The sequence below is a fragment of the Fructilactobacillus sp. X8R2C1 genome, assembly GCF_059900955.1.
Map to the genome: position 1 here is coordinate 167,205 of NZ_JBWXVI010000003.1, position 26,696 is coordinate 193,900.

Here is a 26,696-nt window from a genome sequence, read left to right on the forward strand (position 1 = left end):
TAAATTTTAACATATATTTAACTTTGAAAGAAAATGTTGAAGAAAAAAGGGACTGACATCGTTTGTTCATTGACATCAATCCCTAAAAATATTTTATAGCAATGCTTTAAGTTTTACCTCTGATCAGCGGCCCACTTGGCAAACTGGGTCCAAATCTCATGCTTTTCTTTCTCATCATCAGTACCCTTTGACGCCTTAATCGTCGAAGCTAACTTGGCTTTTAAGGATTTTTTCTGATCAGCTGTCAAATTTTTAACCGATTCGGTTAAATTAACCTGGCCCTCTTCCATTCCTTGATTAGCCAAGTTCAAGGTCCCGTGCTCGTGGCTGTTTTCAATAAACGACCAAATTGGGATAATGATAAATAAAGTCAAAGCAATTCTAGGAAAGAAAAACGCCAAAATAATCAAAATGACGTACGCCGCGATTGAATAGTTAAAGTTTCTGGCAAAAATATAGTTGAAAACTTCATGTTGCTTGGAGTGCTTTCGGTACTTGACTTCCGCAATTTGCGACACAATGATGCGAAAGACCACCAATAAAATTAGTGAAAGAGTGCCATAAAGCATCACCGTGATTTGCGATGTATCGTCGGTCATAAGCTTTGTAAAAGTTGGAATTAACGACATGAAAAAGAGGAACACCAGGTCCATGACAACCGTCTTGTTGGCGACTTTTTCGGTATCGTTGAATACTTGTGCATGCTGGTACCACAAGTTCCCAACAAAACAAAAACTAACGGCATAAATTCCAATGGCACGAAATAGAACCAGATACTCAACGTTTCCACCCATTTTCTCAATCGGCAGTTCCAACACCATCACGGTAATAATGATGGCAATAATGGCGTCACTGAAGGCATCAAGTCGATCTTTCATTTTTTTCTTGATTTCACCCATAACGTTTCCTCACTTTGATAGATTTACGCTAATTATAGCACGCCATTATGGAGATTTTAAGCACATCAAAAAAGCGCTTCACATTTACCACCGTCATGTTTAAATTTACATGCAACAAAAAAGGCTATCAAGTCCTTGATAGCCTTTCATTTGGCAAAACATATCATAACCGCGATCACTGATTGACCGTCCTTATGGTGTTCCACTATCTTTTGAACCATACTTGATGCTCCAGTTAAGCGTAGCGTCATATCCTCCGGTACTACCGACGGCACTTCCACTCTGGTTCATCCTTAAATCAAGTCCTTGATTAGCATTCCATTTAATTGGAGTCGTAATCTTACCATCTTCCTTTTTTCCAGGATAGTTGTAAACCTGGACGTTGCCAGTTCCTGGATTCAAAATGGTTGGTTGCTTGCTGTTTAAGGCAAAGTAAGCCAGTGAAAATGGTGACCCGGGCCTCCCAATCTCATGTGGATTTTCAGGAGTATTCTCCTGAGAGAGCCAGACACTGTACGGACTCTTAACACGACGATCATCGGTTAAACTAGCAACCTCGTACCCTTTGTTGATGTCAATCGGGGTCTTTTTCTTGCCAAGGTTTCTTGGTTGCATGTACTGATCCTTAAAGAAGTAGTCATTTTGAAAGCCGTAGTCTAAATCCTGCGGTTGATTCAAAACAACCGATCCATTGTAGAAATTATAGGTCTCTTTTCGTCCTTGAAACTTAAGTGAATCCTGGTTGCGATCGGTTCCCGTCAATTCAGGGATTGAACTCATATTATCAGGATTATTGTCCCCAAGCTGAAGGTCAGCGGTAATATTAGTTACCTCTCGACCATTCATGTCTGGAAGATTCTTAATCGTAATCTTCTTAGCGTTCTTAAAGTTAGAGTTGGAGTCTTTCCCACTAATCTCATAATCGGTGGTGTCACTTACCGTATAATCACTATTACTAATTGGTTCTCCGTTAACATCAATGTTCTTGATGTCTTTAATACTTGGAACCACAAATGAATACGAACCATCTTTAAACTGCGTGCCTTCAATCATGTTATGAAGGGAAATCTTGTACTGAACCTCACTTCCGTCTTTGACGTCGGTCAGATTATTGGTCCAAGTATTACCACCGTCATTTGACATCTGGTTTTGTAAAATAACCCGTGGTTTAACGTTGTCGTACGGGTTATTCGACATTTCGACGGTCGCCTGACTTGACTTAACCACTCCGTCATCCGGTGCCGTAAAGTTACTTCCCTTAGCGGTTACCGTATTCTGCTTAGTATTAGGATCTGGATCAGTAATAATCGTTCGAAATCCAACCGAGTCAGGTTTCCCATCATCGTCGATGGGTTCAATTCCGTTGGGGTATTCCGCCACAATTTGATCGTTATCGTCCAGACCACGCATCCCTAGATTGGTCATGTCATCCGTAACCTTAACGTTATCCCAGGTATTTCCTAAACCATTATCTTTGTAGTTGTAGGTATCGACCTTATAAAGCATCACGTCTCCAACCTTAGCGTTAGTGACAAGGTCCTTAAATTCACTTGGATCGATTTCCTTAATCATGTCATTTGCGGCACCGGTATCACTATCGTAGGGATTAATATCCTTATACTTCCCCTCACGTTGAAGTGCACTTAAATCACAAACTAATTTTTTAACCCCAGGAATCTGAGGAATTTCGGTATTGGCAATGGCACTGACCATGTTCAACGCACCAGTTGCACCAGTAAATCCCCACCATGCGTAGTCACCTTGAAATTGGCTCAAAGGAACATTTTCAGTAGTGGTATGCTGATCAATTCCGTCAATTGAGTGACCAGACTTGGGATCATTATAAGTAACCGTTGCGGTGGCATGATCCGACCTGGCGTTACTATCTGGTTGCCAGTCATTAGGCATCCACTTGTAAGTCACCGGGATCCATGTTCCCTGATTAGCCGTTAAAGATGGCGTCTGACTATAATCATGGTGATTGATTCCAATATGATCTTTATCGTGCCAGTCAAATGGACCAGTGAATTCATTTGGGTAAATGAACGCCGTATGTGGAATCTTTCGTGGCAATTTATGGTCACTATAATCTCCGTTGTAGTATGGATCAAACTCAAACGATAAAGCATTGTGAATAAATTGGGTCCTCAAATATGCCTTTTTAGGATTAACATGATCATTGTCAATTGCCTTTGAAGCGGTTCGGACGTTTCCATATGAACCGAGTGATTCACCCGATGATCCGATGGCATTTGGATTGTCATTTTGCAGGGTAAAGGTCAGTCCATCAGCTAATGTTTTAACTTTTTTCGGGTTTTTCATATAAACGTAAAACTTAATTGTAAACGGTTTTTGTAAATCAACTTGGTTCTTCCACCACATGGTTTGAGCAGAATGATCATCACCAGTATTATCAGTTACCACCTGAACGTTGGGATATCTTTTTTGAACGCTTTCATTCGGTTGAATCCCAGCAAACATAAATTCATCCATTGACGGACCTGATTCTGGTGGTGCAGGAATGTTATACGGATTATCTGGATCCGCCCTAACACTCATCATTGCGCCACAAATCATAAATACAGCAGTACAAACCACTCCTATTAATAGCTTATAAAGTACTTCTCTTTTTATTCTCATTTTTTCTCAATTCTTTTTATTTTTCTTTTTGTGATAGAACATCCGACAAATCCAAAAAATAATCCAAATTTCGATGGTCAAAAATACCGCAATTAAAACCGGTACGTATGACTCTACTTGGTTTGATAACTTTAGTGGGGTAAACGTCTTGTGCAATCGAACCGTTTGCTTGTCAGAATGGATCATAACATCCATCCGATACCTACCAGGCTGCAATTTTTGATAGGGAATTGTCCACACCAAAGGAGTATTCGGGGCAATACTGACATCCGAATATTCCTTTATCGTATCCAATTTTTCGTTATGAAAAACTTTGACTCGCACCCTCGCATGTTGAATCAGCTGTGGGTAATTATTCTTAATCGTAACTTTAAACGCATTTAATCCATCATAATTTCCACTCTCAATGTTTGAAATTTTTAAACGATCTAATTTCAATCCATCCTGTCCACTTAACGAAACTCCAATAACGTAACTGGCTAAACTGTTAACCTTCTCGTTTGAAACGGAAGGAACCACTCCAGTAGCAGTAATGCCAGCAAGTTCTGTTCCCATAACTCGTGAATTTGTCCTGATTTGGTAATTGACTACCTTACTTGCATCCGGAGCCAAATTCACTTCTCTTTTAAGTTTTCCAACAACTTGTCTAGAAACCGAATTCTGATCATTTTTAAGCACGCTTGGATTAGCGTATGAAATACTGCCACTCGACGTGGTCGTTGCATTATTCAGCGTTAACCTAATTTTAATGGGACGGTCTCCATGATTTTTCAAAAGAAGCGGAAGCTGGTATTCCCGATTCGGTTTAGCTTGAATCGCAAAATACTCTTTGCCCTTTTGAAGCGGGAGTCCACCCAAAACTGGCGTGGCAGAAAATGACGGATAATCATCCGAATTGGCCTGGGAAGTCATTGGCACAAACAGTTCAATCAACAAAACTCCAACTAAAATTATAATTTTAATTAGTTTTCGCATTTGAATTTTATTTCGAATTCTTCAATTCTAATTTTTTAATGAAATGACGGTTTAATATAATCAGAAAAGCGATAAAGAGAAAAATCACTCCGGCTACCATCGTGCCCCATTGAAGCATTTGTCCTGTTTGAGGTAACGTACCTTGTTGCTCTCCACTAACAGCAATGGTTGGCGGAATTTTAGTGCCTTCTGATTTAGAGGGACCTGGGGTTTTATTAGACATGTCTTCAGGCTGACCACCCTGTCCATTGGGTGCTGGAGTTACGTTTCTACCAATTCGAATTGTGGTATTTGAATTAGATTCACTCTTCGCAAACGAAGCTGCATTCGCTTCTAACCCAACGGCTATTAAAATAGTTAATCCAGTTAACAGTACCATCCTTAAAAACTTAGAACATTGTATTCGCATTTGTACATCTCCCAACCTAGTTATTTAGATTGATCGTTTCTTTTATCAAGTTCTGCTTGCTGTGCGTCAATCAAATCCTTTTGTTTTTTGTGTTGACGGTACAAAACGTAGCATAAGATCAAGATTAAGATTAACAAGATAATCAATAGGATGATCCACCACCAGTTTTTATTAGCATTATTAATTGCTGCCTGAGCAATTGAAATATGGAAATCTTTTTCAATATCCCACTTGTTTCCGTTAATGTCTGAAGCCTGCAAACTAAAATGATAATTACCAGGTAACAACGCGTTTTTGCCAAAATTATTCATAAAATTAAAGTTGGAATTAGGCGCCATACTTAAGCCACTCTGGTTGGCCTTACTCAAGACCTTCTTCGGATTACTCTTTCGGTAAATCTTGTCTTTTAAATGCATTTGACTAACCGTCGTGGGCTTTTCGTTCGCTAACTTAGTATAAATCACCGGTTCATTAGCTACCTTCCCCGGTTTAATGCCTTGAGCCGTAAGCTTTGGTTTAATGGTTTGATTAGTGTTGTCACGAAGATAGACGGGCATTGCTAAAGCAAACTTATTATTAACGCTGACTCCCCTTAACTTAGCTGCGGAAGGTGGTAATTGTGGACTAACGTACAGTCCACCCATGATGACACCTTGATAGGTCTTGTCAGGAGCTTTTACGTTAAAGTTAACGTTGGTTCCCTTGTTAGGAGCTAAGTTAATCGTCTGCTTCTTGTCTCCTTGGACTAAATCCTTGAATTTATACTTCAAAGTTTTATCAGTCGGAAACTTATTAGTCGGATTGAGCGCAATGGCACCACCACCGGAAGTAAAAGCAGTTGTTGGTTCAATGCTAAAGGACTGGGGTGACTTGGATAAATTAACGATGCTTAAACTAATTTGTTGGGTTTGACCCGGCTTAGTTTGAACAAAAATCACTCCATCTTGCTTAATTTGATTCTTAGTGTAATTCGGTTTAACCGCAATTGATGGACCTTGGGCTGCATTTGTTTTTAAGGTTCCAAGTATCGGAATCATCAAAAGAATGGTTGCAACGGCAAGTAAAAACGGTAACCAGAATTTCTTCAACCTTGATAAAATTACAATCACGTCCTACTTAATTAATTTTCTAATTTACTAAAAAGAAGACAAACCGTACGTGGTCTGTCTTCTTGGTTATACAATACACACCCGTAAAGAGAACTATTAGTTAGTTGGGTTTTGTGGGCCTTGTGCGTTAAGAGTCCAAGTAATTTGTGCGTTGTAATCAGCTGGAGTAACGTTAGCTGGCATGTTCAAACTAGCGTCAGTACTCTTTGAGTAGTTAACTGAAGTTGATCCTAAACCTTGACCAGCATTAGCTGAAAGAACTTGGGTAGAATTGTTAGATCCGGCTTGAAGCAATGGAGTATTAACTTCAGCGGTACTGCCAGTACTATTTTTATAAGCGGTTTGATTTAATTGAACACCCCAACCATTACCAGGTTGATCATTAAATTGACCTAAAGCAGCTGAGACACTCCAACCAGCACCATTTGGTTGGTCTTTAACGGCACGACCATCAACAACCACTAATTGTGGCTTACCATTACCGGTTTGGTTATCATGCAACGGAATCCCGAATTGTGGGTTAGGGTTGTTAGCTGCTTCACCGAAGTTTAAATCTGGAACTTCTGATAAAGTTAAGTATCCGGTTCTTACTTGAACGTGAGCATTTGACTTTTCTGATACTGAACCAGTAGTGTCATTAGGAGTTGAGCTAGTGTCGCCATTTACAGCATCGGCATTTGCATTAACATTACCAACGGCCATTGACAAACCTAAAACGGCTGCTAATGATGCCACACCTAAAACTAATTTCTTACCAATATTTGCTTCCATAAAAAACTACCTCCAAAAAATATATTATTTTATTGCTAATAAATTGTATGTTTGTAATGGTGATAAAGCACCACAGACACGCAATCTAATAACATCTTTCACAAAGACATTATACCATAGAATAAAATCCTTGTGCAATAAAAATAGGGAAAACTTCACAACACCCACTTCTTTTCACAATATCCAAATAGAATCCTGGCTTCATGCAAAAGTCTACTATTAGTATAACTTATAAACGGATTATTTTTCAAGCTAAAAAAATCACGATGACCTTTCGATCACCGTGACTTCAATTAATTCTTCTTAATTAGTTAGTATAAATTATCTTAGTACCAACCGTGTGATTGCCAGAATGATTGGGCACCTGACCATGAACCATAACGTGAAGTTACGTATTGGTTAGCAACTCGATCTTGGTTAGCAGCTGAGTAGTCACCATTTAAGTATGACTTAGATAATTGGTACTTACCGTAGTAGTTACCATTTGAAGCAGTGTATGAGCCGCCTGATTCACGTGCAGTGATCCAAGCTTTGGCTGCATCATCACCACCGTTGCTTGAATAGTTAACGTTAGCTGGTTTAACAGTGTTAGTTTGTACAGCGTAAGTTCTTTGGTTAGTTCGTGGTGCTGCTGGGGCTGGAGTACTCTTTTGAGTTGATGCTTGTACATTAGCCTTTGGTGATTGGGTTGGTTGAGTATTAGCTTGTTGCTGTGGAGCTGGGGCTTGTTGTACGGGAGCTTGAGCTTTTGGTGCTACTGGGGCTGGGGCTTGTACTTGAGCCTTTGGTGCTGGTTGAGCAGCAACTGGTTGTTGTACAGGTTGTGCAACCTTAGCAACTGGAGCTTTAACAGCTGGAGTAGTCTTTGGTGCTTGGTAACCAGTAGTTTGTGCTGGTTGTGATACTGCATTTGGAACAGTAACACCAGTTGGGATTACTAATCTTTGTCCAACTGAGATTTGGTCAACATTTTGTAAATGGTTAGCTTTGGCGATTTGGTTAGTAGAAACTTTGTATTGTTGAGCAATTTCTGAAACAGTGTCACCTGATTTAACTGTAACGTTTGTTGAAGCGTGGGTGGTGTTAGCACCTACTGCTAATAAACCTAATGCTGCGGCACTTGATAAAACTACGGCCTTGATACTTTTTGACTTCATAATAATAATCACTCCTAATCTAAATTTCTTAACTAATTTTCGTTTTCCGGTTTTCTGTTTTTTAAATTCGTTGATCTCCTGTATCAATCAACAATGTATATACTAAACGGAAAACATTACACACAAATAACACAGTGTTTAAAAAAATCGCCGATTTTTGTTATTTTGTAACATAAGTAACATGTTTTGCAACATAACCCTAAAAATCACCGAATTATTGAGTGTTTCCTGTATCATTTTGTAATTTTTACTCGTTTTTTTGCCATATATTCCCTTCAATTTCTTCAAAATCACTTCAAAAAAAGGTTGACAACCATATTTTTAGGTCAATTCAACCTAATTTTCCCTTTTTTGACCTGTTTCTACTATGTGAATCTAACGATCATTAGATTCACATCATCACTGTTTCCCGCTTTGAATTTTCCACTACCATTTTATTTTTAACCATCGATTCTCCATTATTATGGTAGAAAACTTTTTTATGTCGTTTAAATTATCAGCCTTTTTTTACGGCCAACCACTTTATGACCTGTACCAATTTGGCAATCAAAAAATTATTTTAAACTATTTATAATGAAGAAATGCGTCAAGTTAGGGATACTTTAGATAGCGCTTTCATATGTGGAACAATAAGGAATAAACCACTTTTTTTGGTAGCAGTAGTGTTATATAATTGGTCTTGTATACGAATAACTATAATTATTAAAAGGAGTGAGTATTAATGGCAACTGCTAACCGTGCATTATTCATGCTTTTCGGTGGCACTGGTGACCTTGCTTTGCGAAAGTTATATCCAGCCTTATTTGAACTTTACAAAAAGGGCAGTATTGACAATCATTTTGCACTGCTTGGGTTAGCTAGACGACCCCACACCGATGAGGAATTTCAAAAAATGGTTTTAGATTCCATCTCGTCAGAAGCAGATAATCAAGAACAAGCTGAAGAGTTTGCTAGTCATTTTTACTTCAGATCTCATGATGTTACCAACGTGGAACATTATCAGGCCTTGAGTAAATTAGCCGACGAACTTGACAAGAAATACGAACTTAATGGTAATCGGATCTTTTATGTTTCAATGGCCCCAAGATTCTTTGGAATCGTTGCTAAAAATCTGAAGGAACAACACGTTCTTTCAGACAATGGTGGCTTTAACCGCTTGGTAATTGAAAAACCATTCGGTCGGGACTATGAATCTGCTGAAAAATTAAATGATGAATTAACCGCTGCGTTTAAGGAAGACCAAATCTTTCGCATCGATCATTATTTAGGCAAAGAAATGGTTCAAAGTATCCCAGTTATTCGATTTGGTAACCCCATCATCGATGCCGTTTGGAACCACAACTACATTGATAACGTCCAGATCACCCTATCCGAAAAACTTGGCGTAGAAGACCGTGCCGGATATTACGACACAGCCGGTGCTTTACGTGATATGATTCAAAACCATACCATGCAAATCATGACCCTCCTTGCAATGGATAAGCCAGAATCATTTGTTGATACTGACGTTCGTGCTACCAAGGTCAAAACCCTTGAAAGTATGAACTTCTACAATACTGAGGGTGTCAAAGAGAACTTTGTTCGTGGTCAATATGGAGCTGGTAGTGGTTCAGCCGCCTACCGTGACGAGCCAGACGTTCCACACGATTCTAATAATGATACCTTTGTTGCCGGAAAAGTAACTTACAATCTTTCTAGATGGGAGGGCACTCCTTTCTACGTTCGAACTGGTAAGAAGTTAAAAACCAAAGCCACTAGAGTTGATATTGTCTTCAAAAAAGACATTAACAACATCTTCAGTAAAGCCGGTTTGCCAGATACTCTTAAAACCAACGTCCTCTCAATTTTAATTGACCCTCGCGGTGGAATTACACTGAGAGTCAACGTCAAGGATTCCAAACAAGGTTTCCATACCGAAACCATCGACCTTAGTTACCTACAAAATGATGCTCGGGCTTCAGAAGTTCCTCAACCATACGAGCGTCTTTTCCATGACATCTTAAATGGTGATCACACCAACTTTGCAAGCTGGCCAGAAGTTGCCGCCGCTTGGAAGTACGTTGATCCCATTCAGAAGTACTGGGACGAAACCAAACCTGATTTTCCTAACTACGAACCAGGCTCAATGGGACCAAAGGCAGCAGACGAGTTATTAGCTCGAGATGGTCACAGTTGGTACTTCCCTGCTGAAAAGTAAAGAAAGTGCTTACAAAATTTGAAGTTTCTATTTCACAATTCTAATGTGAAATGGTAAACTACTAGTGTAATGAATTAACATATATATTCGAAAAGGAAGGTATATTATGGCTGATAAAAAAGCAAACATTGGTGTTGTTGGTATGGCTGTTATGGGTAAGAACCTTGCCCTCAACATTGAAAGTCGCGGTTACACAGTTGCAATTTATAACCGTACTGCAAGTAAGACTGAACAAGTAATGAAGGATCACGGTGACAAACACTTGATTCCAAGTTACAACGTTAAGGATTTCGTTGAATCAATTCAAAAACCTCGTACGATCTTATTGATGGTTAAAGCTGGAAAGCCAACTGATGCCGTTATTGCTGAACTATTACCATTACTTGATAAGGGTGACACTCTTATTGACGGTGGTAACACTAACTTCCACGATACTATGGCTCGAAGTGAAAAACTTGCTAAGTCAGGTATTAACTTTATCGGAATGGGTGTTTCTGGTGGTGAACTTGGAGCTCTTAAAGGCCCTTCACTAATGCCCGGTGGTCAAAAAGAAGCCTACGACCGTGTTGCTCCAATCCTTGAAAAGATTGCTGCTAAGGCCGAAGATGGCGAACCATGTGTTGCTTACATTGGCCCTAACGGTGCTGGTCACTATGTAAAGATGGTCCACAATGGTATCGAATACGGTGACGAGGAATTAATCGATGAAACCTTTAACCTTTTGAGAAATGCTGCTGGTTACTCAGTTGATGACCTTGCTAAAATCTTCAAAGATTGGAACAAGGGTGAGTTAAACTCATACTTGATCGAAATCACTGCTGACATCTTGACTAGAAAAGATGACTTAGGCGACGACAAGAACAAGCCAATTGTTGACGCAATCTTAGACCGTGGTGCTAACAAGGGTACTGGTAAGTGGAGTTCAATTGATGCTTTAGACATTGGTGCTCCTCAATCAGTTATCACCGAATCAGTTTACGCTCGTTTCATCTCAATGATGAAAAAAGAACGAATGGCTGCTTCAAAGGTTCTTCATGGTCCTGCCAAAGAACCTAAGTTTAACAGCGACGAAATCGTTGAAAAGGCTCGCCAAGCATTATACTTCGGTAAAATCATGAGTTATGCTCAAGGTTTCGAACAAATGCGAATGGCCTCAGAACACTACGGTTGGGACTTGAAGTACGACCAATTAGCTAAGATTTGGCGTGCTGGATGCATTATTCGTGCCCAATTCCTTCAAAACATCACTGATGCCTTTGATAAGGATCCTAAGTTAACTAACTTGTTAATGGACCCATACTTCTCAGACATCGCTAACAAGTACCAAGACTCAGCTAGAGAGATCGTTTCGTTAGCTACTGAAGCAGGTATTCCTGTTCCATCATTGTCAGCTGCCGTTTCATACTTCGACTCATACAGAGCTCAAGTACTTCCAGCTAACTTGCTTCAAGCACAACGTGATTACTTCGGTGCTCACACTTACGAACGTACTGACCGTCCAGGTAACTTCCATTACCCATGGTACAAAGAACAATAAAATCAACGTTTTAAAAAGATCGACTTTAATAGTCGATCTTTTTCTATGTTTTTAGCTAACAAACAAGCATTATAGTCTAAAAAGCTGTATTATGATGGTGTAGTAGATAGTTAAACAATTAGGGAGGAACAAGACAATGTCCGAACGAAAAGTATACAATGATTATTTCTATGATGAACCAGCTTTTAACACCCATGACGGTGGATACATTCCACTCAAGGTGCCTGATGTTCCAGAACACAAATTAAACATCCCCGAAATTTTAAAGCCCGATAAAGAAACCGATACCGACATGTGGTACACGGTGGATGCTCAACCAGGTGAAACTCAGATTTTACCCGGTGAAAAAACAAAGACTTGGGGTTACAACGCTAGTATTTTAGGTAAGACCATCATTTTAAAAGAGGGTAAACACATGCATGTGACCTTAAAAAATGACTTACCAGTTTTAACCACCTTTCATTGGCACGGACTAAATGTTTCCGGTCCATACGTTGACGGTGGTTGTCACGCACCAGTTTACCCTGGTGAAAGCAGTGAAATTGAGTTTACGGTGGATCAGCCTGCTGCCACATTGTGGTTGCACGCTCATCCATGTCCAGAAACTTCTGAACAAGTCTACAAGGGTCTTGCAACCCCAGTGGTTGTTCAAGACGACATTGAATCCAAGTTACCTTTCCCAAGAAATTACGGAGTCGATGACATTCCCGTTGTCCTACAAGACCGTCATTTCCACAAGGGTAACCAACTAAACTACAGAGAAGACTACGATCCAGACGGTGTTCAAGGTCCAACTGCCATGATTAATGGTACCGTGAACCCCTACTTTGATGTTACTACCCAACGAGTACGACTCAGATTCCTGGACGGCTCCAACCGTCGTGAATGGCGCCTTCACTTTGATGACGATCTAAAGTTCACCCAAATTGGTTCTGATGGCGGAATTCTTCCTGAACCAGTCGAGTTTACACACCTCATGATGGTTTGTGCCGAACGTGATGAAGTCATCGTTGATTTCAGTGGTTATAAACCCGGTGATGAAGTTCAACTCTACTCCGACGACGTTCCCATCATGACGTTTAAGATTCATGAGTTCGCACCAGACAACACCAAGCTCCCAGATCACCTCGTTGACATGCCACCATTTGCCAAAATTGACAAGGACGCTCCCGTTCATAAGGCAGCTATGTCTGGAATGGACGAATCCGTTGAAATCAACGGCAAGAAGTTTGACATGCAACGAATCGACGATCGCCAAGAAGTTGGCAAAGAACGAATTTGGGAAGTATCTAACTCAAATGAAATGGATGGTGGGATGGTTCACCCCTACCACATGCACGGAACTCAATTCCGAGTACTTTCCAGAAACGGTGGTGATCCTTATCCAAACGAACACGGTTGGAAGGACACCATTGGGGTTAACCCTGGTGAAGTAGTTCGCCTGCAAGTTAAGTTCGACTTTCCTGGTGTTTACATGTATCACTGTCACATCACGGAACACGAAGACGGTGGCATGATGCTCCAAATTCAAGCTTATGACAAGAATGATCCACACAAGAAGTACAAGTTAATGAACATGGATACCCTACTGAACGCTCTTTCAAAAGAAGAGGGCATCCCGGTGAAGGACTTAGATATCCCCGCTATGAATTCATACAAAAAGATGGGAATCCACATGTGTTAATTAAAGATTGGAAAACAGCTGCAGTGATGCGGCTGTTTTTTTGTGGGTAAAATAATATCCATAAGATAATTTAATTTTCAAACAAAAAAAGACTTAGCTCAATTAAATATCGAACAAAGTCTTTTAAGGTACAAGAATGTGTACCATATATCATACTATAAAATTATACGTATTTAAGAAATAATTGTTATTTATATCTTACTTAAATATTTACTTCTCTTTATATTGTCTATTTTTTTGATGTTTCCTAAATTACTCCAATGACAATTATTAATTCCAACTTGCTTTAATGTACTTTTTATAAACACTCTTCTTATATAATTACCAGCAAATAGTTTTAAATACCAAGTTGGAGACTTAGATGTAGTGTAAACTTCAACATTCTCAATATTTTTTATATTACCTTTTATTCCAAATTTAGTGTCAGTATATGAAAATTTACATTTAAAAACTTTATCAAAGAATCCCTTTATAATTGCCGGAGCTTCATTCCACCAAATTGGGAATATAAAAACAATTTTAGATGATGATAAAATCATTTTTTGATATTTTTCCACTAATTGATCTGTTGTTTTACCATATTTAAATAGCTTTAATTCATCAGTAGTATATACAGGATTAAATTTATCTTTATATAAATCAATAACAGTACAGTTTCCTTTATTTTTATCCTCAATTGCTTCTAAAACTGAGTGATTAAAGCTTTTATTATATGGATGAGCATAAACGATTAATGTTTTCAAAATTTACCTACTTCCTAGTATATATATATTTACCATTTTAGAAATAATTACCTTTGTCCAATTCTTATCATAACTTTGGATATTATGATGTCCTATTATTATAGATAAACCCATAATAAAACTCCATAATTGCATTGTTTCAATATTATTTTTCATATGGATTTTATTTTCTAAAGAAAACTTATTGACAATATCTTTAAACTCATCAAAACCAGGTAAAGATACATCAGATGTTAATTCTTCATTTTCTGATTTTGTTGGTATGACATAATCACTTAAAAATAATGCATCAAAAAATTTTGGATATTTGACTGAAAATTCAACAAATTTACAACCCATATTTATAAGCATATTTTTATAACTAGATTCAATGGAAATATTTTTTGTAAGATACGCTCCAAATATTGATGATATTTCAAGTATTACATAGTTCAAAAAGTCATTTTTATTTTTAAAATGCCTATAAGGACTCGAATGCGTGACTCCACATAAACTAGCTACTTTTCTTAAAGAAACATTATCAATTCCACCTGATTTAACAATTTCAACTCCCTTTTTTATCATTTCATATTTTAAAGATTCTTTTTTATTTTTAACCATAAAACTCCTGCTTTTAATAAAGAACACAATAACAATAGTTGTTCAAAAAAATTATTCTTGCAGTATGACATTGACTATTTATTCTAGTATGAACTACCAAAAATTTTTGACTATATCGAATACTATCAATATTTAATTTTATGCTTCTAGGTAAAACTATCTCTTTATGACTAGTTAACTTTATCCAACTCTCTTTAATACACCACAAAATTGTCATATATTTATTAATACTCATTTCTTTTTTTGCTATCTCAAAATATCTTAATTCTTCATCATTATTGCAAAAATATTCAAAAAAATTATGATTATTTTTTAATACCAATTGACAATCAATTCCACAATTAACCGTAGTTATTCCAACAAATTCCTTATTGGAATAATGAGAGATACTTATGAAATATTTATCTTTAACTATCCCATTATAAATTAATATTGGCTTACCATTTTCTCTATTTACAATGTCAATATTAGAAAACTCACTTTTAGCATTAATTTCTAGAAAGATTGATTTAAGAAGAATTCTACTATAAACATAAGACAATTGTCTCTCTTTAGATAAAGAGTTGAGTTTTTTAGATCTAATTTCTTTTTCAGTTAAAAATTTGGTCAGATAATTTATATTACTATTATAATCAAATTCAAATGATTCAAATATACCAACTTTATTACTTATTTTACTCAATAATTTCATTGTTTTTTAAACTTTTTTCTAATTTAATTAATTTCATACAAGGTATTTCAAGCATAATATTGTTATCATTATCCACAACAATTGCCATATACTTAACATATTCATTACTATCATTGATTTTTTTACAAAAAATTTTATAATCATTATTTTTATTCATTCTAGAAAAAAAGACAGAATAAATAATATTTATAGGTATTATAGAATTCCCATAATTATTAAACTCATTTAATAACATTACTCGACCTATATTATCAATGCCAATAGGATTTATTTGACTATAATAATCTTTAATATCATTCAAAATTACACTTTCATCTTTTTCCTCCATCATAGCCATACCAATATCATTCTTAAATAACTCAACACTATTTAAATATTTAAAATCATTCCCAAAATAAATATTGTCTTTTGCTACACGATAATATTTAGAAAGATCAATATTAACCCCTTTATTGGATATATAATCATAAGGATGAAATTTCTTCTTAGCTTTTTTCTCCTTAGATAAAATTATCTCACCACTAGAATGTAATCTATCTTCTCTCAATACTTTATGATTTGAATTCATAAAATCAGATCTAATTTCAAACTTAAACATCATTTCATTACTGCTTTTATTAACTAAAAAAAGCCTAAATTTTAATAATAGTGGATTTTGTTTATAAAATTTAACGAATTCATTAAATTTAAAGTTCTTTATCTTGTTTATTTCAAACCCATCAAAATCGTGAATATCACAAAATAACTTGCTTAGCTCGGCGCATATTTCAACATGGAAAACTCCTGCCAAAACATTTTGTCCTTTAACAATATGTTCTTCTAAATGTTTATCAACAGAAATATTTATTTTCTTCTGACCCTCAATAAATTTGTTGCTATATTTATTTATTTTGTTAATCCAAGGATACTTTATCTTGTTTACCACATGATTATTCTCGTCTAATTGAGTTTTATAATTATATTTTCCTAAATTAATATAATCTAGTTGCCCTTTAGGCATATTTTCTGTACCCAATTCTCCAAAATATAAATATTCTGAACCATTTCCATCATCATTAAGTTCATTTAAAAAATGTCTTACTCCTTCTGTTGGATCAATATAAGTTAATCCCCGCTGATTTTGTTGAATTTCCATAACATCTGAATTAGATGCCATTCCAACTTTGTCCCATGCAGGCCAACCAATAACTTTAAATATAGCATTAGAATTATAATTAACTGCTTTTAATTCATTAGTTATTTTAACTAGAACATCTGCGCCAGCGGAATAGTCAGCTTGACCATCCATACCAAATCTTCCTGAAATGGATCCCATACTAATTACAAATTTTGTATTCTCATTAATAAAATATTTATTCAATAAAAATAAAGAATTGGCTTTTAATGTAACAACTTGATTAGCTAATTTCTCATTTTTATTGATTATCTTACCAAACGATGGCAGACCTGCACCATTAACTATTCCTTTTATGTCTATACCTTTATTTATTAATCGTTTCTTTAAATTGTTAACATCATCATCATTACTACAATCACACGAAACATAATCAATATTATATCCATTACTTTTCAAATACTCTAAATTTTCTAACAATTCTTTAGAATGTAATAATTTATTAAATTCATTAGCCATATATAAAGGTGATTCTTTACTATGTTTATTAAATTCATCCATCATGAATTTTCGTTTATAATCATTTAATTCATCATCATTCATTCTTGCAATTTTATATGTTTCTTCGGTTATTTTAGTTCTTCCAGTTATAACAGCAGCGCATTGGTACCTTTCTAACATCCCAATTAATATTTTATTTGTTATTCCTCTGCCACCGCCAGTAAACAAGATTGTATCGCTCTTACTTATTGAAATATCTTTACTTTTATTTAATTTAATTGCAGGTATTGTTACTACCTTTTTCCTCTCATTTTTCGTGTATGCTATCTCAATATTATTTCCAAATGAGGTCATTTCAGAAATGATTGTTTTTTCTAGAATATCATTATCATGTATATAATCACTATCGAAATCTACAACTTTACAATTAATCGGCCTTAGTTCTTTTTCTAATCCCTTAATAAATCCGGTTAAAATTCCACTTAAACTATTACTTGTATTACCACCCTTTTCAATGCCAAAAGCATTGCCAACATTAGTTAGTCCTATATAGCAGGCTCCATTACTCAGCATTTCATAATTATATTTAGATGAATAAAATGCACAATTGTAAATATAATTAACTTTGTCATTCCATTTATTAAATGTATCGTTTAAATCTGAATTAGTAAAAAAAGAACTCATATTCAATATTACGTCGAAATTACTTTTATCTTTAAAATAATTTTTCAATTCATCATCAGATGTATTATAACTAAATGAACAAAATTCAACATTATTCGTTTTACTTAATAACATAACCAAATTACTGGAAAGCTCTTTATTATCACTATTTCCAATAACCATAATGTTCTTATTATACAAGTTTAACTTACTATCTTCGTCTACTATTGAATATGGAATAGTAACTGCTTCATATCTATTAGCTTTATTCATAATACTTTCCCTTAAAGGCCTCAATAACATCATCAACAGTTTTAACTGATGAATTATTGTTAATATCATCAATGTTTAAATCTTTAGCTATCTCATTTACAATTTCGCCAATTTTTACGGAATCAATGCCCAAGTCCGCTTCCAACTCTGCGTCATTTTGTAAAATTTCTTTAGGATATCCTGTCTTCGATGCAATTGTATTTAATACAAGATCATCAATGTTTGTACCATTTTTATCCTTTACTTTGTCATTCTTCTTATCATTATGTTTAATAGATTTAATTTCACCTGTATTATTTAAGTTAGTATTAAAGAAATCAATTATATCTCCTACAGATTTAGGAATAATTGTTTGATTTGTAATATCAATGTTACTTTTTTTAGAAATTTCATTTATTATTTCACCGATTTTAACTGAATCGATACCCAAATCAGCCTCTAATTCAGCATCATTTTGTAAAACCTCTTTGGGGTACCCTGTCTTCGATGCAATTGTATTCAATACAAGATCATCAATGTTTGTATCACTTTCATTTTTTATTTCATCATTCTTTACATTATTATCTATACTTTCATTTTCTAAACTTGAATTGCTTATACTTCCAATATTAATATTTGTATCATTAAGGTCTATAATAGACTGAATCTTTTTAGCTACTTGCGGAGAAACTGCATATTTTATGCTGATATTGTCATATTTACTATGAATCATTTCAAATACGACATTTTCCGGATAGCCAGTTATTTTTTGGATCTCAGTAATTTTACTATCGTTTTCATTCATTGATTTATTACCTTCCATTTCTGTACGATCTTTAATTAAATTCAATTTAATTTGTATTATTGCTTCACAAAACGTTAAATTATCATCGCTTTTAGGAGAATTTAAATTAATTGAAACATAACAATCTGATAAAATATTATCTACTAGATTAGTCAATATATATCCTGATCCAATTTCTACAAATATTCCTACCTTATATTGATAATGAATCTCTTTAATGCTTTTCTCAAAATCAAACTTTTTAATTAAACTATTTGAAATAATTTCAGGAATATTTTTAATATCACTTTTAGTTAACTCTCTTTGTAAAATTGGCGAATAAATATTATAGTTCATTTCATTAAACTTAAATTCAGTAATAGACTTTTTAAACTTTTCAACTACCGGCTCCATTAGTTTTGAGTGAAATGGGAATGGACTTTTAACTATAGATGATTTTATTTTCTTTGAATCCAAATATTTTCTTAATTTTAAAATTTTAAAAATATTATCTGAAGTAACAACATGTTGATTGTCGTTAACAATAGATATTTCCATATGATAACTATCAAGTATTTTTTTAATTGAATCTTTATCCATATTGATACTTAACATTATTCCATTATTTGTTTGGGGCAAGAAATTCAATATTTTAGCCCTTCTGTAGCATATATCAATTCCGTCTCTAAAAGAAAATACATTTGCACAACCTAATGCAGATATTTCTCCTAAACTATGGCCAATTAAAATATCTGGTTTTATTCCATAACTAATCATCGTTTGAAACATTGAATATTCAACTATAAATATAGCTGGTTGCATTACATAAGAATAATTAATAGCAGGGGTGTTAATTAAATCGCTTAATTTGTCATTAGTTTGTGATACTTCCTGATAGTATTTATCTCCTAGCGCTAAATATTTTTTAAAAATACTATTGTTAAAATCTTTAAACATTTTTTTATATTGAGATCCATGTCCAGGAAAAGTAAATGCTATATTATTATATATTTTTGGTATACGTTGCAAAATATCATTATTTTTTAATAAAGTGTTGTCTTTCATTATCAAAACCCCTTAAAGTAATCCATTACTACTAAAAACAGCTTTAATAGTCGATAATGAATAATCAATTTCGGCATTTGTTAATGACGATGTAATCGTTGCTCTCAACCTACTCGAATTATGAGGAACAGCTGGGTATATTGCAGTTGCTATATAGACACCTTTATCTAATAATTCTTTTGTGATTTTCATGTTTAGAACATCATCACCAACAAATATAGGAATTATTGGTGATGTGCTTTCCATTACATTTAATCCCATGGATAATAGTCCACGTCTAAACCTTAGTGTATTTTCCCATAATTTTTTTCTCCTCCATGTTTCTGTTTGGATTTTTTTAATAGATTCAATTGTTCCAGCAATAATTGTTGGTGGTAAGCTTGCATTAAAAATATATTGATTGGAATTATGCTTTATATACTCAGCAGTTTTTCTATCTGTTGCAATACATCCACCAACCGTAGCCGCCGATTTACTAAAAGTTATCATCCTCATATGTACATCTTTCTCTACATTAAATAATTCTGAAACTCCTCTTCCATGTTTACCTATAAATCCAAAAGCATGCGCCTCATCGACTAAAACACTTGCATTATATTTTTTTGCTAATTCATTGACTTTATCTAGTGGGCATAAATCACCGCCCATAGAATAAACACCTTCAACAATGATCAATTTTTTATCATAGTCATCATTATTAGAAAGAATATACTCTAACTTTTCCATGTTATTATGTTCAAATATTCTTACGGTTGCACCAGATAATTTAATTCCATCATCTATACTTTCATGATTAAGTTTATCAGTAATAATTAATGTTTCATCATCAGCTATAGATGAAATGGCAGCCAAATTTGCCATAAATCCAGAACTTAAAATAACCGCAGATTCAGTATTAAAAAATTTGGCACATTGCTTTTCTAATTCAACATGCATATCAGTTGTTCCATTATGCAGTCTTGCACCACAGGTTCCACTTCCATATTTATCAATAGCATCTTTCATTTTCTCTTCTACATCCGCATCTGTTGCCATACCTAAATAATTATTAGAAGTAAGCATGACAACATCCTTATTATTTATTACAGATGTCCCATCTTGTGCAGATTCAAACGAGGGTTCAAATACGTAATTTTTAGTTCTTTTCCCTTCAATTATATCTTTTACATTGTTATTAATTTTTTCTTCTAATCCATTTGAAATATTCATACTATTCTCCCTTTTTAATTTTTTTATATAATCTACTTTTTTCAATTAAATCTTTCTTACATTTATACACAATTGCAACTCTCGACGTATTTAATAATTTCTCTGAAAAACTATTATTATTAATCATATCTTCAATACTATAAGCATCATAAGTATCAAAAAAAGCAATTTTTTCTTTACGAATATTTGTCACTCTAGGCAAAAAATTATATTCCCAATTCTGATAATTATTAGATTTAGTATGAAATTCAGTTTTTGTATCTGGATCACTTATTACGGAAGTTAATAATTCTACTGCATCTTGAGTTCCTAAATAATTTCTAAACTTAGATTTAAATGAGTTATCTTTGTTTGAAATATGGGAAGGTACAGGATTCGTGACGTACCCATATTTAGAATCTTTTGTTGTATTTTTGGTAATTACAAAAAAACATGCTGATTTTTGTGGGTCAATCACTTTACTATTTTCAATTGTTGCTTTTAAATCTAAATAACTATCATCAGTATTAGCATGAACGGCACCTACAACTACTGCATCATATTCATCTATATTTAAACTATTAATAGCTTGATGCAAAGTTGTAACAAAAGAACTATCACCTGCATCGATAACTAAATTAGAGCCTTGAATATTTAATGCATTAGAAATTCTTCCTGCAACAATATTATCCATAAATCCAGGCAAACTATCTTCGCTTAAACTAGTAAAAGAATTTTTAAATTTACCTTCAATTTCATTTAGAGTGCTATCATTAATTTTCGAATTTAATTGATGCAAACACTCAGATAGTTCTTTACTTCTAATCCTACTATCATAAGAGTAAGCTTTTTCAAGCCCAAGCATTCCTCCAACAAATAATCCTATTCTATCCCGTTTTATTTTTGATAAATTATTTTTTGCATCAATTAAAGCATCATTAGCCGCTATTAAGCCAATTTTTTGAGAATAATCAATCTTTTCAGCAACGGTTGGAGGTAATTTATATTTTAAATATGGAAAATCAATAGTAGTTTCATTATTTTTAATAAAAGAATCAACATCTTTAAATTTACTAGATGCAAAACCAATACCATTTATTTGATATACATCATCATATTTAGACTCTTTTTGTTCTTCACTAAAATATCCTTCTTTATACTTTTGAACTATTATATTTGCATTAATACCACCAAAACCAAAAGCATTTATCATTGCCGTTTTAGGTGTTTTGTTTTTACTGAGCCAATCAACCTTTTTATCAACTACAACTATATTATTTTTTATATCATCGTCTAAGTCACTTGGATACTTATTAAATCCAAATGTAATTGGATAATTAGGTTCATCAAAATATAACAATACTTTAAATAAATTTGCCATCCCAGCTGCTGAAAAACTATGGCCAATTTGATGCTTCATAGAGCCAACATATAATTTATCTTTTCGTAAATATTCATTCATTAAATGTTCAAGTGCTGTTAATTCGACTTTATCCCCAACTGGTGTTCCAGTAGCATGCATTTCAACATAATCAACATCACTAAAATCAATGTTGCTCCTCAACAAACTTTTTTTCATTGCTCTATATTGACCTTCAGATGAAGGGGCATAAATCGACTTACCTGATCCATCACTTGAGACACCAGAACCTGACACAACTCCCAATATATTATCGCCATCATTTTCTGCATCAGTTAATTTCTTTAAAATGACCGTGCCACATCCTTCACCAGGAATTAATCCATCAGCACTTTCGTCTAGAGGATTTGCGGTAGTTGAGGATAAAGCTCCGATTTTAGAAAACGCAACATTTCCAGTAACTCCAATATTCCCCAATACACCAGTAACTATTGCACTATTACATTCACCCAAATGAATGTTTTTGATTGCTTCATCTAAAGCTAATAAACTACCCGAACAAGCGCCATCAAGAACAAAAGAATTACAATTCAAATTAAGTGTTTTTGTAACACCAGCAAGCAAATTAGATGGAAATATATTAAAAAGAGATATATTTTTACTAATAAATTTATCAAACATTGAATCCTTTAATTTGCTCAATAAATCAGATGAATTAATCCCAAATTCTTTAGCAATCTTAAAATATTCTACATACCTTTTAGCTAAGACAAAATTTGCATAAGCTTCATCACCTAACATATTTCCTACAACCAATAAAGAATCTTTAAAATCATCAACTGAAGATCCCGTCGCGTCAATAGCACTTAATATGGTATGTAACATCAATTGCTGAGTTTTGTTTAACATTTTTACAGAATCAAAATCTATATCAAACTTTTTTAAAAGCAAAGAATCCATAGGCATTTTATTTAAGAATCCTGATTTTTCACAATATGTCTTGTCATCTTCACTATGATTTGAAGAATAATACTTAGATTTATCCCATATAGAATCATTAACAACATTTACTCCATTTTTTCCACCTTTAACAAATTCAAAAAAGTCTTTTTCGTTAAAAATTTCTGGTGGATAAGCACAACCAATTCCTACAATAGCAATTGGTTCATATACATCATTCATTATATATATTCCTTCCGTGGACAGTGTCCACTTTACTATTTTTATCATTCTAGTTAACTTTGGAATAAAACACAAGCATAATAAACATAAAACTGAAAAATAATTCTTTAAATTAAATACAAACTGGTATATTTAATAACTAATCTCATAACCATAATTTATTTCAGTAAAACTGCATTGCATTTTATCAACTTTATGATAATATTAATTACAATATAGAGCTTTAAATGGTTCAGAGAAGCCACAAGCATAACATGTTATCCATATAATGATTGAACGATTGTGTTCTCATGCTATTCTGTGCGGTGAATCTGGACCCTGCAGAATTAAATGGGAGGACAATTTTTTTATGCCAAAATTGACAAAGTATCAAAAGCGCATCACGTGGTCAACTGGGATTGGGTTCATCCTAGAACGAATGGACGCCATGTTTATGTCACTGGCACTGGCTTCAATCATCATTAGCTTAAACATCTCAAAGGCTCAGGGTGGCTTACTGCCAGCCATTACCGCCATCGGATCAATTTTCGGTGGGATTGGCTTTGGCGCAATCGCCGACCGTTATGGAAGGGTCAAAACCCTCTGCTGGACGATCATCATCTATGCCATTGGAACCGCCGGAATGGGACTTACCAACTCGTTCTGGATGCTATGTCTCTTTCGCATCATCATCGGAATCGGTAATTCTGGTGAGTATGGTATTGCGATTACCATGCTAAGTGAGGCCTTCTCCAAGAAATATCTCGGTCGCTTGTCGGCCGCTGCTGGAGTCTGCGGTCAGATTGGTTCAATTATTGCCTCCCTCCTATCTGCCTTTATTCTTCCCCACTTTGGTTGGCACGTCCTCTTCTTCATTGGGATCGTTCCCGTTATCTTAGCTTGGTTTATCAGATTTCACTTACCCGAGAGTAAAGAATTTACCGAGAACCGAAACGCCATTGAAAAAGATCCTAACCGTGATTTCAGCCACTGGACCGAATTATTCGCCACCCCGAAAGAATGCTTTCTAACGGTCAGAATCATGATTATGTTCATGATTCACATCGCCGGCTATAACGGTCTCATTAGTTGGCTTCCCTCAATTGCTCAAGAAAGAATGCACATCTCAGTGGCCGGTTCCTCCCTCTGGATGATTGCGACCATCGTCGGCATGTCACTTGGGATCATGTGTTTTGGGATCGTTCAGGATCACCTCGGCAGTCGTCTGGCGTATGGCATCTGGCTACTAGCCGCCGCTGCCTCAGTCTTTTTACTGATTATCGCGCAAAATAAGTTGGAATTCCTCATCGGTGGTGGAATCGTTGGTTTCTGTTCCGACGGGATGTATAGTGGTTATGGAACCATCGTCAGCAAGCTCTACCCAACCGAGATTCGGGCAACGGCCAACAACACCATCATGAGTATTGCTAAAAGTGTCGGCAGCTTTTCCACCGTCCTGATTGGATTCTTGATGGATCGCTTTAACCTCATGGCGGTGATCCTCTTTTTGAGCGGGATTTACCTCGTTAGCTTCATAATCATGCTGTCAATCAAGGAATTAAAACACGAAAACAAGACTCCCATCACTACATCAGAAAACACGGAAAAGGTGGCATAATAACTTGAAAGTCCGAATTTTATCAACCAGTGACGTGCATGGATACGTGTACCCCACTAACTATACAACCCGCAATAACCACGCTTCACTCGGCATGCTTCAGGCAGGTGCCATCATCAAAAAAGCACAACAGGACGAAAAAGACGACGAAATTGTCGTAGCAATTGAAAATGGGGACTGGACTCAGGGATCACCATTTTCCACCTTTTTGTCAGAACAGGGCGCAGACAAACGTCGTCTTCTCAGTCAAATAACGGCTGACGTTGGATATGATGCCGCTACCCTGGGAAATCACGAGTTCAACTACGGCCAACAGTACATTAGGGACACTGAGAGTAAACGGAATTACCCCATTTTGAACGCCAACATTGAGGGTGCCATTTCTAACAAGATTGCCGATCAACCGTACGTAATTATCGAAAAAAAAGGCGTCAAGTTTGCCATTCTCGGACTAACGACCGCCTTTATTCCCAATTGGGAGCGTCCCAATAACATTCATGGATTAAAATTTAATTCAGCACTAGCAACGGCTAAGCAGTATGTTCCTGAATTACGTCAAAGGGCGGACGTGGTCATTGTCGCCTACCATGGTGGGATTGAAGCCGATCCCAAGACCGGTGAGCCAACTGAAAAAGACACGTCAGAAAACGAAGGCTACCGCATTGCGACGGAAGTCCCTGGAATTGATGCCCTCATTACGGGTCATCAGCACCGTCAGTTGGCGGGAAAAATTAATGGCGTTCCCTTCACTCAACCTGGAGTTCACGGCAGTGATGTCGGTGAAATTGACCTGGATTTAACTTCTAACAAACAGCTTGTTAGAAGTTCCAGTCATCTCATTTCAACGGCTCACACCCAACCAGACTATGACCTAATTTCCGATCATCAAATCGAAAGCGAGGTGGAAGACTGGCTGGATCAACCAGTCGGCCAAACAACGGGAGCAAGCATGCTGATTGACGATCCCATGAAGGTCCGAATGAACAATCATCCCTACATCGACTTTATCAATCGGGTGGAGATGGATGCGATGAACGTTGACATCGCCGGAACCGCCCTCTTCAACGATGATATTAAGGGCTTTCATCATGACATTTCAATGCGTGAAATCATCAACGGTTACAGTTACCCCAACACCATTATGGCCGAAAAAATTACCGGAGCGGATTTAAAGCGGGCCCTCGAAAAATGTGCCGAATTTTTCGCCATTCAAAACGGTAAGATTGTCATTGACCCCAAATTCATTACCCCCAAAATGCAACTATTCAACTACGACATCTACAGTGGAATTGACTACGAATTTGACATCTCCCAACCGGTTGGCAAACGGGTGGTTAAACTCAACTATCACGATCAGCCCGTTGCTTATAATCAGGAATTAAAGGTTGCGTTAAATAACTATCGGGCCATTGGTGGTGGCGACTATGACATGTTTAACGCCCAGAAGGTAATCAACGAAAGTCCAGACAGTGCCTCCGACTTAATTGTGCAATACCTAAAAAGACACGACCCCTATGTCGCCACCATCCCGAACAATTTAACGGTCAGAAAATAAAAAGAGCTTCCATTTGGAAGCTC

19 protein-coding genes are annotated in these 26,696 nt (G+C 35.5%); 5 read left to right on the plus strand and 14 right to left on the minus strand.

Annotated elements, in window-relative coordinates; genetic code table 11:
• Positions 1 to 113: 113 nt before the first annotated feature.
• The 7 genes from AC6UD6_RS04775 to apf all read right to left on the minus strand — a co-directional run bounded on the left by AC6UD6_RS04775 (position 114) and on the right by apf (position 7,960).
• Positions 114 to 899: a TMEM175 family protein gene (locus tag AC6UD6_RS04775; protein WP_500694117.1), complete on the minus strand. Its 786-nt coding sequence runs from the start codon at positions 897 to 899 to the stop codon at positions 114 to 116.
• 192 nt (positions 900 to 1,091) lie between these two features.
• Positions 1,092 to 3,539, minus strand: coding sequence for a hypothetical protein (locus AC6UD6_RS04780; protein WP_500695853.1), 2,448 nt, complete (start codon positions 3,537 to 3,539; stop codon positions 1,092 to 1,094).
• A gap of 6 nt (positions 3,540 to 3,545) precedes the next feature.
• Entirely contained in the window at positions 3,546 to 4,514 is a 969-nt protein-coding gene (locus AC6UD6_RS04785) for a WxL protein host-binding domain-containing protein (protein WP_500695854.1), read from the minus strand.
• Between the two features lie 7 nt (positions 4,515 to 4,521).
• A complete protein-coding gene (locus AC6UD6_RS04790) occupies positions 4,522 to 4,923 on the minus strand; it encodes an LPXTG cell wall anchor domain-containing protein (RefSeq protein WP_500695855.1) in 402 nt (133 codons plus the stop codon).
• A gap of 20 nt (positions 4,924 to 4,943) precedes the next feature.
• Positions 4,944 to 6,011, minus strand: coding sequence for a DUF916 domain-containing protein (locus tag AC6UD6_RS04795; protein ID WP_500695856.1), 1,068 nt, complete (start codon positions 6,009 to 6,011; stop codon positions 4,944 to 4,946).
• Between the two features lie 117 nt (positions 6,012 to 6,128).
• Complete coding sequence (locus AC6UD6_RS04800) at positions 6,129 to 6,803, minus strand: WxL domain-containing protein (RefSeq protein WP_500695857.1); 675 nt, start codon at positions 6,801 to 6,803, stop codon at positions 6,129 to 6,131.
• A 326-nt stretch (positions 6,804 to 7,129) separates the two neighbouring features.
• On the minus strand, positions 7,130 to 7,960 hold the full coding sequence (gene apf, locus AC6UD6_RS04805) for an aggregation-promoting factor (protein ID WP_500695858.1): 831 nt from the start codon (positions 7,958 to 7,960) through the stop codon (positions 7,130 to 7,132).
• 721 nt (positions 7,961 to 8,681) lie between these two features.
• Here apf and zwf point away from each other — a divergent pair.
• The 3 genes from zwf to AC6UD6_RS04820 all read left to right on the plus strand — a co-directional run bounded on the left by zwf (position 8,682) and on the right by AC6UD6_RS04820 (position 13,378).
• Positions 8,682 to 10,157, plus strand: a complete 1,476-nt coding sequence (zwf, locus tag AC6UD6_RS04810; RefSeq protein ID WP_500695859.1) for a glucose-6-phosphate dehydrogenase — start codon at positions 8,682 to 8,684, stop codon at positions 10,155 to 10,157.
• Between the two features lie 106 nt (positions 10,158 to 10,263).
• On the plus strand, positions 10,264 to 11,694 hold the full coding sequence (gene gnd, locus AC6UD6_RS04815; RefSeq protein WP_500694125.1) for an NADP-dependent phosphogluconate dehydrogenase: 1,431 nt from the start codon (positions 10,264 to 10,266) through the stop codon (positions 11,692 to 11,694).
• Positions 11,695 to 11,830: 136 nt separating this feature from the next.
• Positions 11,831 to 13,378: a multicopper oxidase family protein gene (locus AC6UD6_RS04820; protein ID WP_500694126.1), complete on the plus strand. Its 1,548-nt coding sequence runs from the start codon at positions 11,831 to 11,833 to the stop codon at positions 13,376 to 13,378.
• A 191-nt stretch (positions 13,379 to 13,569) separates the two neighbouring features.
• On the opposite strand, the gene AC6UD6_RS04825 is transcribed toward AC6UD6_RS04820, so the two are convergent.
• The 7 genes from AC6UD6_RS04825 to AC6UD6_RS04855 are packed head-to-tail and all read right to left on the minus strand — an operon-like array spanning position 13,570 to position 23,521.
• Positions 13,570 to 14,121: an NAD(P)H-dependent oxidoreductase gene (locus AC6UD6_RS04825; protein ID WP_500695860.1), complete on the minus strand. Its 552-nt coding sequence runs from the start codon at positions 14,119 to 14,121 to the stop codon at positions 13,570 to 13,572.
• Between the two features lie 3 nt (positions 14,122 to 14,124).
• Positions 14,125 to 14,721 carry a TetR/AcrR family transcriptional regulator gene (locus tag AC6UD6_RS04830; RefSeq protein ID WP_500695861.1) on the minus strand — a complete coding sequence of 199 codons (597 nt, stop codon included), beginning with the start codon at positions 14,719 to 14,721 and terminating at the stop codon, positions 14,125 to 14,127.
• 13 nt (positions 14,722 to 14,734) lie between these two features.
• The gene (locus AC6UD6_RS04835; protein ID WP_500695862.1) at positions 14,735 to 15,412 is read right to left on the minus strand and encodes a 4'-phosphopantetheinyl transferase family protein; all 678 of its coding nucleotides are present in this window, start codon (positions 15,410 to 15,412) and stop codon (positions 14,735 to 14,737) included.
• Positions 15,396 to 17,963, minus strand: coding sequence for an SDR family NAD(P)-dependent oxidoreductase (locus tag AC6UD6_RS04840; protein ID WP_500695863.1), 2,568 nt, complete (start codon positions 17,961 to 17,963; stop codon positions 15,396 to 15,398). The genes AC6UD6_RS04835 and AC6UD6_RS04840 overlap by 17 nt, the downstream gene beginning before the upstream one ends.
• Entirely contained in the window at positions 17,956 to 19,791 is a 1,836-nt protein-coding gene (locus AC6UD6_RS04845; RefSeq protein ID WP_500695864.1) for an ACP S-malonyltransferase, read from the minus strand. The genes AC6UD6_RS04840 and AC6UD6_RS04845 overlap by 8 nt, the downstream gene beginning before the upstream one ends.
• A gap of 12 nt (positions 19,792 to 19,803) precedes the next feature.
• Entirely contained in the window at positions 19,804 to 21,000 is a 1,197-nt protein-coding gene (locus AC6UD6_RS04850; RefSeq protein WP_500695865.1) for an aminotransferase class I/II-fold pyridoxal phosphate-dependent enzyme, read from the minus strand.
• A 1-nt stretch (position 21,001) separates the two neighbouring features.
• Positions 21,002 to 23,521, minus strand: coding sequence for a beta-ketoacyl [acyl carrier protein] synthase domain-containing protein (locus tag AC6UD6_RS04855; RefSeq protein WP_500695866.1), 2,520 nt, complete (start codon positions 23,519 to 23,521; stop codon positions 21,002 to 21,004).
• A 349-nt stretch (positions 23,522 to 23,870) separates the two neighbouring features.
• Here AC6UD6_RS04855 and AC6UD6_RS04860 point away from each other — a divergent pair, with 349 nt between their 5' ends.
• Both AC6UD6_RS04860 and AC6UD6_RS04865 read left to right on the plus strand, forming a co-directional pair.
• Complete coding sequence (locus tag AC6UD6_RS04860) at positions 23,871 to 25,118, plus strand: MFS transporter (RefSeq protein WP_500695867.1); 1,248 nt, start codon at positions 23,871 to 23,873, stop codon at positions 25,116 to 25,118.
• A 4-nt stretch (positions 25,119 to 25,122) separates the two neighbouring features.
• The gene (locus AC6UD6_RS04865) at positions 25,123 to 26,673 is read left to right on the plus strand and encodes a bifunctional metallophosphatase/5'-nucleotidase (RefSeq protein WP_500695868.1); all 1,551 of its coding nucleotides are present in this window, start codon (positions 25,123 to 25,125) and stop codon (positions 26,671 to 26,673) included.
• Positions 26,674 to 26,696 lie beyond the last annotated feature (23 nt).

What these genes read in the sequence shown, in the direction of transcription:
- AC6UD6_RS04775 (WP_500694117.1), bottom strand. Translation starts at nt 899, where the DNA reads ATGGGTGAAATCAAGAAAAAAATGAAAGATCGACTTGATGCCTTCAGT.
- AC6UD6_RS04780 (WP_500695853.1), bottom strand. Translation starts at nt 3,539, where the DNA reads ATGAGAATAAAAAGAGAAGTACTTTATAAGCTATTAATAGGAGTGGTT.
- AC6UD6_RS04785 (WP_500695854.1), bottom strand. Translation starts at nt 4,514, where the DNA reads ATGCGAAAACTAATTAAAATTATAATTTTAGTTGGAGTTTTGTTGATT.
- AC6UD6_RS04790 (WP_500695855.1), bottom strand. Translation starts at nt 4,923, where the DNA reads ATGCGAATACAATGTTCTAAGTTTTTAAGGATGGTACTGTTAACTGGA.
- AC6UD6_RS04800 (WP_500695857.1), bottom strand. Translation starts at nt 6,803, where the DNA reads ATGGAAGCAAATATTGGTAAGAAATTAGTTTTAGGTGTGGCATCATTA.
- apf (WP_500695858.1), bottom strand. Translation starts at nt 7,960, where the DNA reads ATGAAGTCAAAAAGTATCAAGGCCGTAGTTTTATCAAGTGCCGCAGCA.
- zwf (WP_500695859.1), top strand. Translation starts at nt 8,682, where the DNA reads ATGGCAACTGCTAACCGTGCATTATTCATGCTTTTCGGTGGCACTGGT.
- gnd (WP_500694125.1), top strand. Translation starts at nt 10,264, where the DNA reads ATGGCTGATAAAAAAGCAAACATTGGTGTTGTTGGTATGGCTGTTATG.
- AC6UD6_RS04820 (WP_500694126.1), top strand. Translation starts at nt 11,831, where the DNA reads ATGTCCGAACGAAAAGTATACAATGATTATTTCTATGATGAACCAGCT.
- AC6UD6_RS04830 (WP_500695861.1), bottom strand. Translation starts at nt 14,721, where the DNA reads ATGGTTAAAAATAAAAAAGAATCTTTAAAATATGAAATGATAAAAAAG.
- AC6UD6_RS04835 (WP_500695862.1), bottom strand. Translation starts at nt 15,412, where the DNA reads ATGAAATTATTGAGTAAAATAAGTAATAAAGTTGGTATATTTGAATCA.
- AC6UD6_RS04840 (WP_500695863.1), bottom strand. Translation starts at nt 17,963, where the DNA reads ATGAATAAAGCTAATAGATATGAAGCAGTTACTATTCCATATTCAATA.
- AC6UD6_RS04845 (WP_500695864.1), bottom strand. Translation starts at nt 19,791, where the DNA reads ATGAAAGACAACACTTTATTAAAAAATAATGATATTTTGCAACGTATA.
- AC6UD6_RS04850 (WP_500695865.1), bottom strand. Translation starts at nt 21,000, where the DNA reads ATGAATATTTCAAATGGATTAGAAGAAAAAATTAATAACAATGTAAAA.
- AC6UD6_RS04855 (WP_500695866.1), bottom strand. Translation starts at nt 23,521, where the DNA reads ATGAATGATGTATATGAACCAATTGCTATTGTAGGAATTGGTTGTGCT.
- AC6UD6_RS04860 (WP_500695867.1), top strand. Translation starts at nt 23,871, where the DNA reads ATGCCAAAATTGACAAAGTATCAAAAGCGCATCACGTGGTCAACTGGG.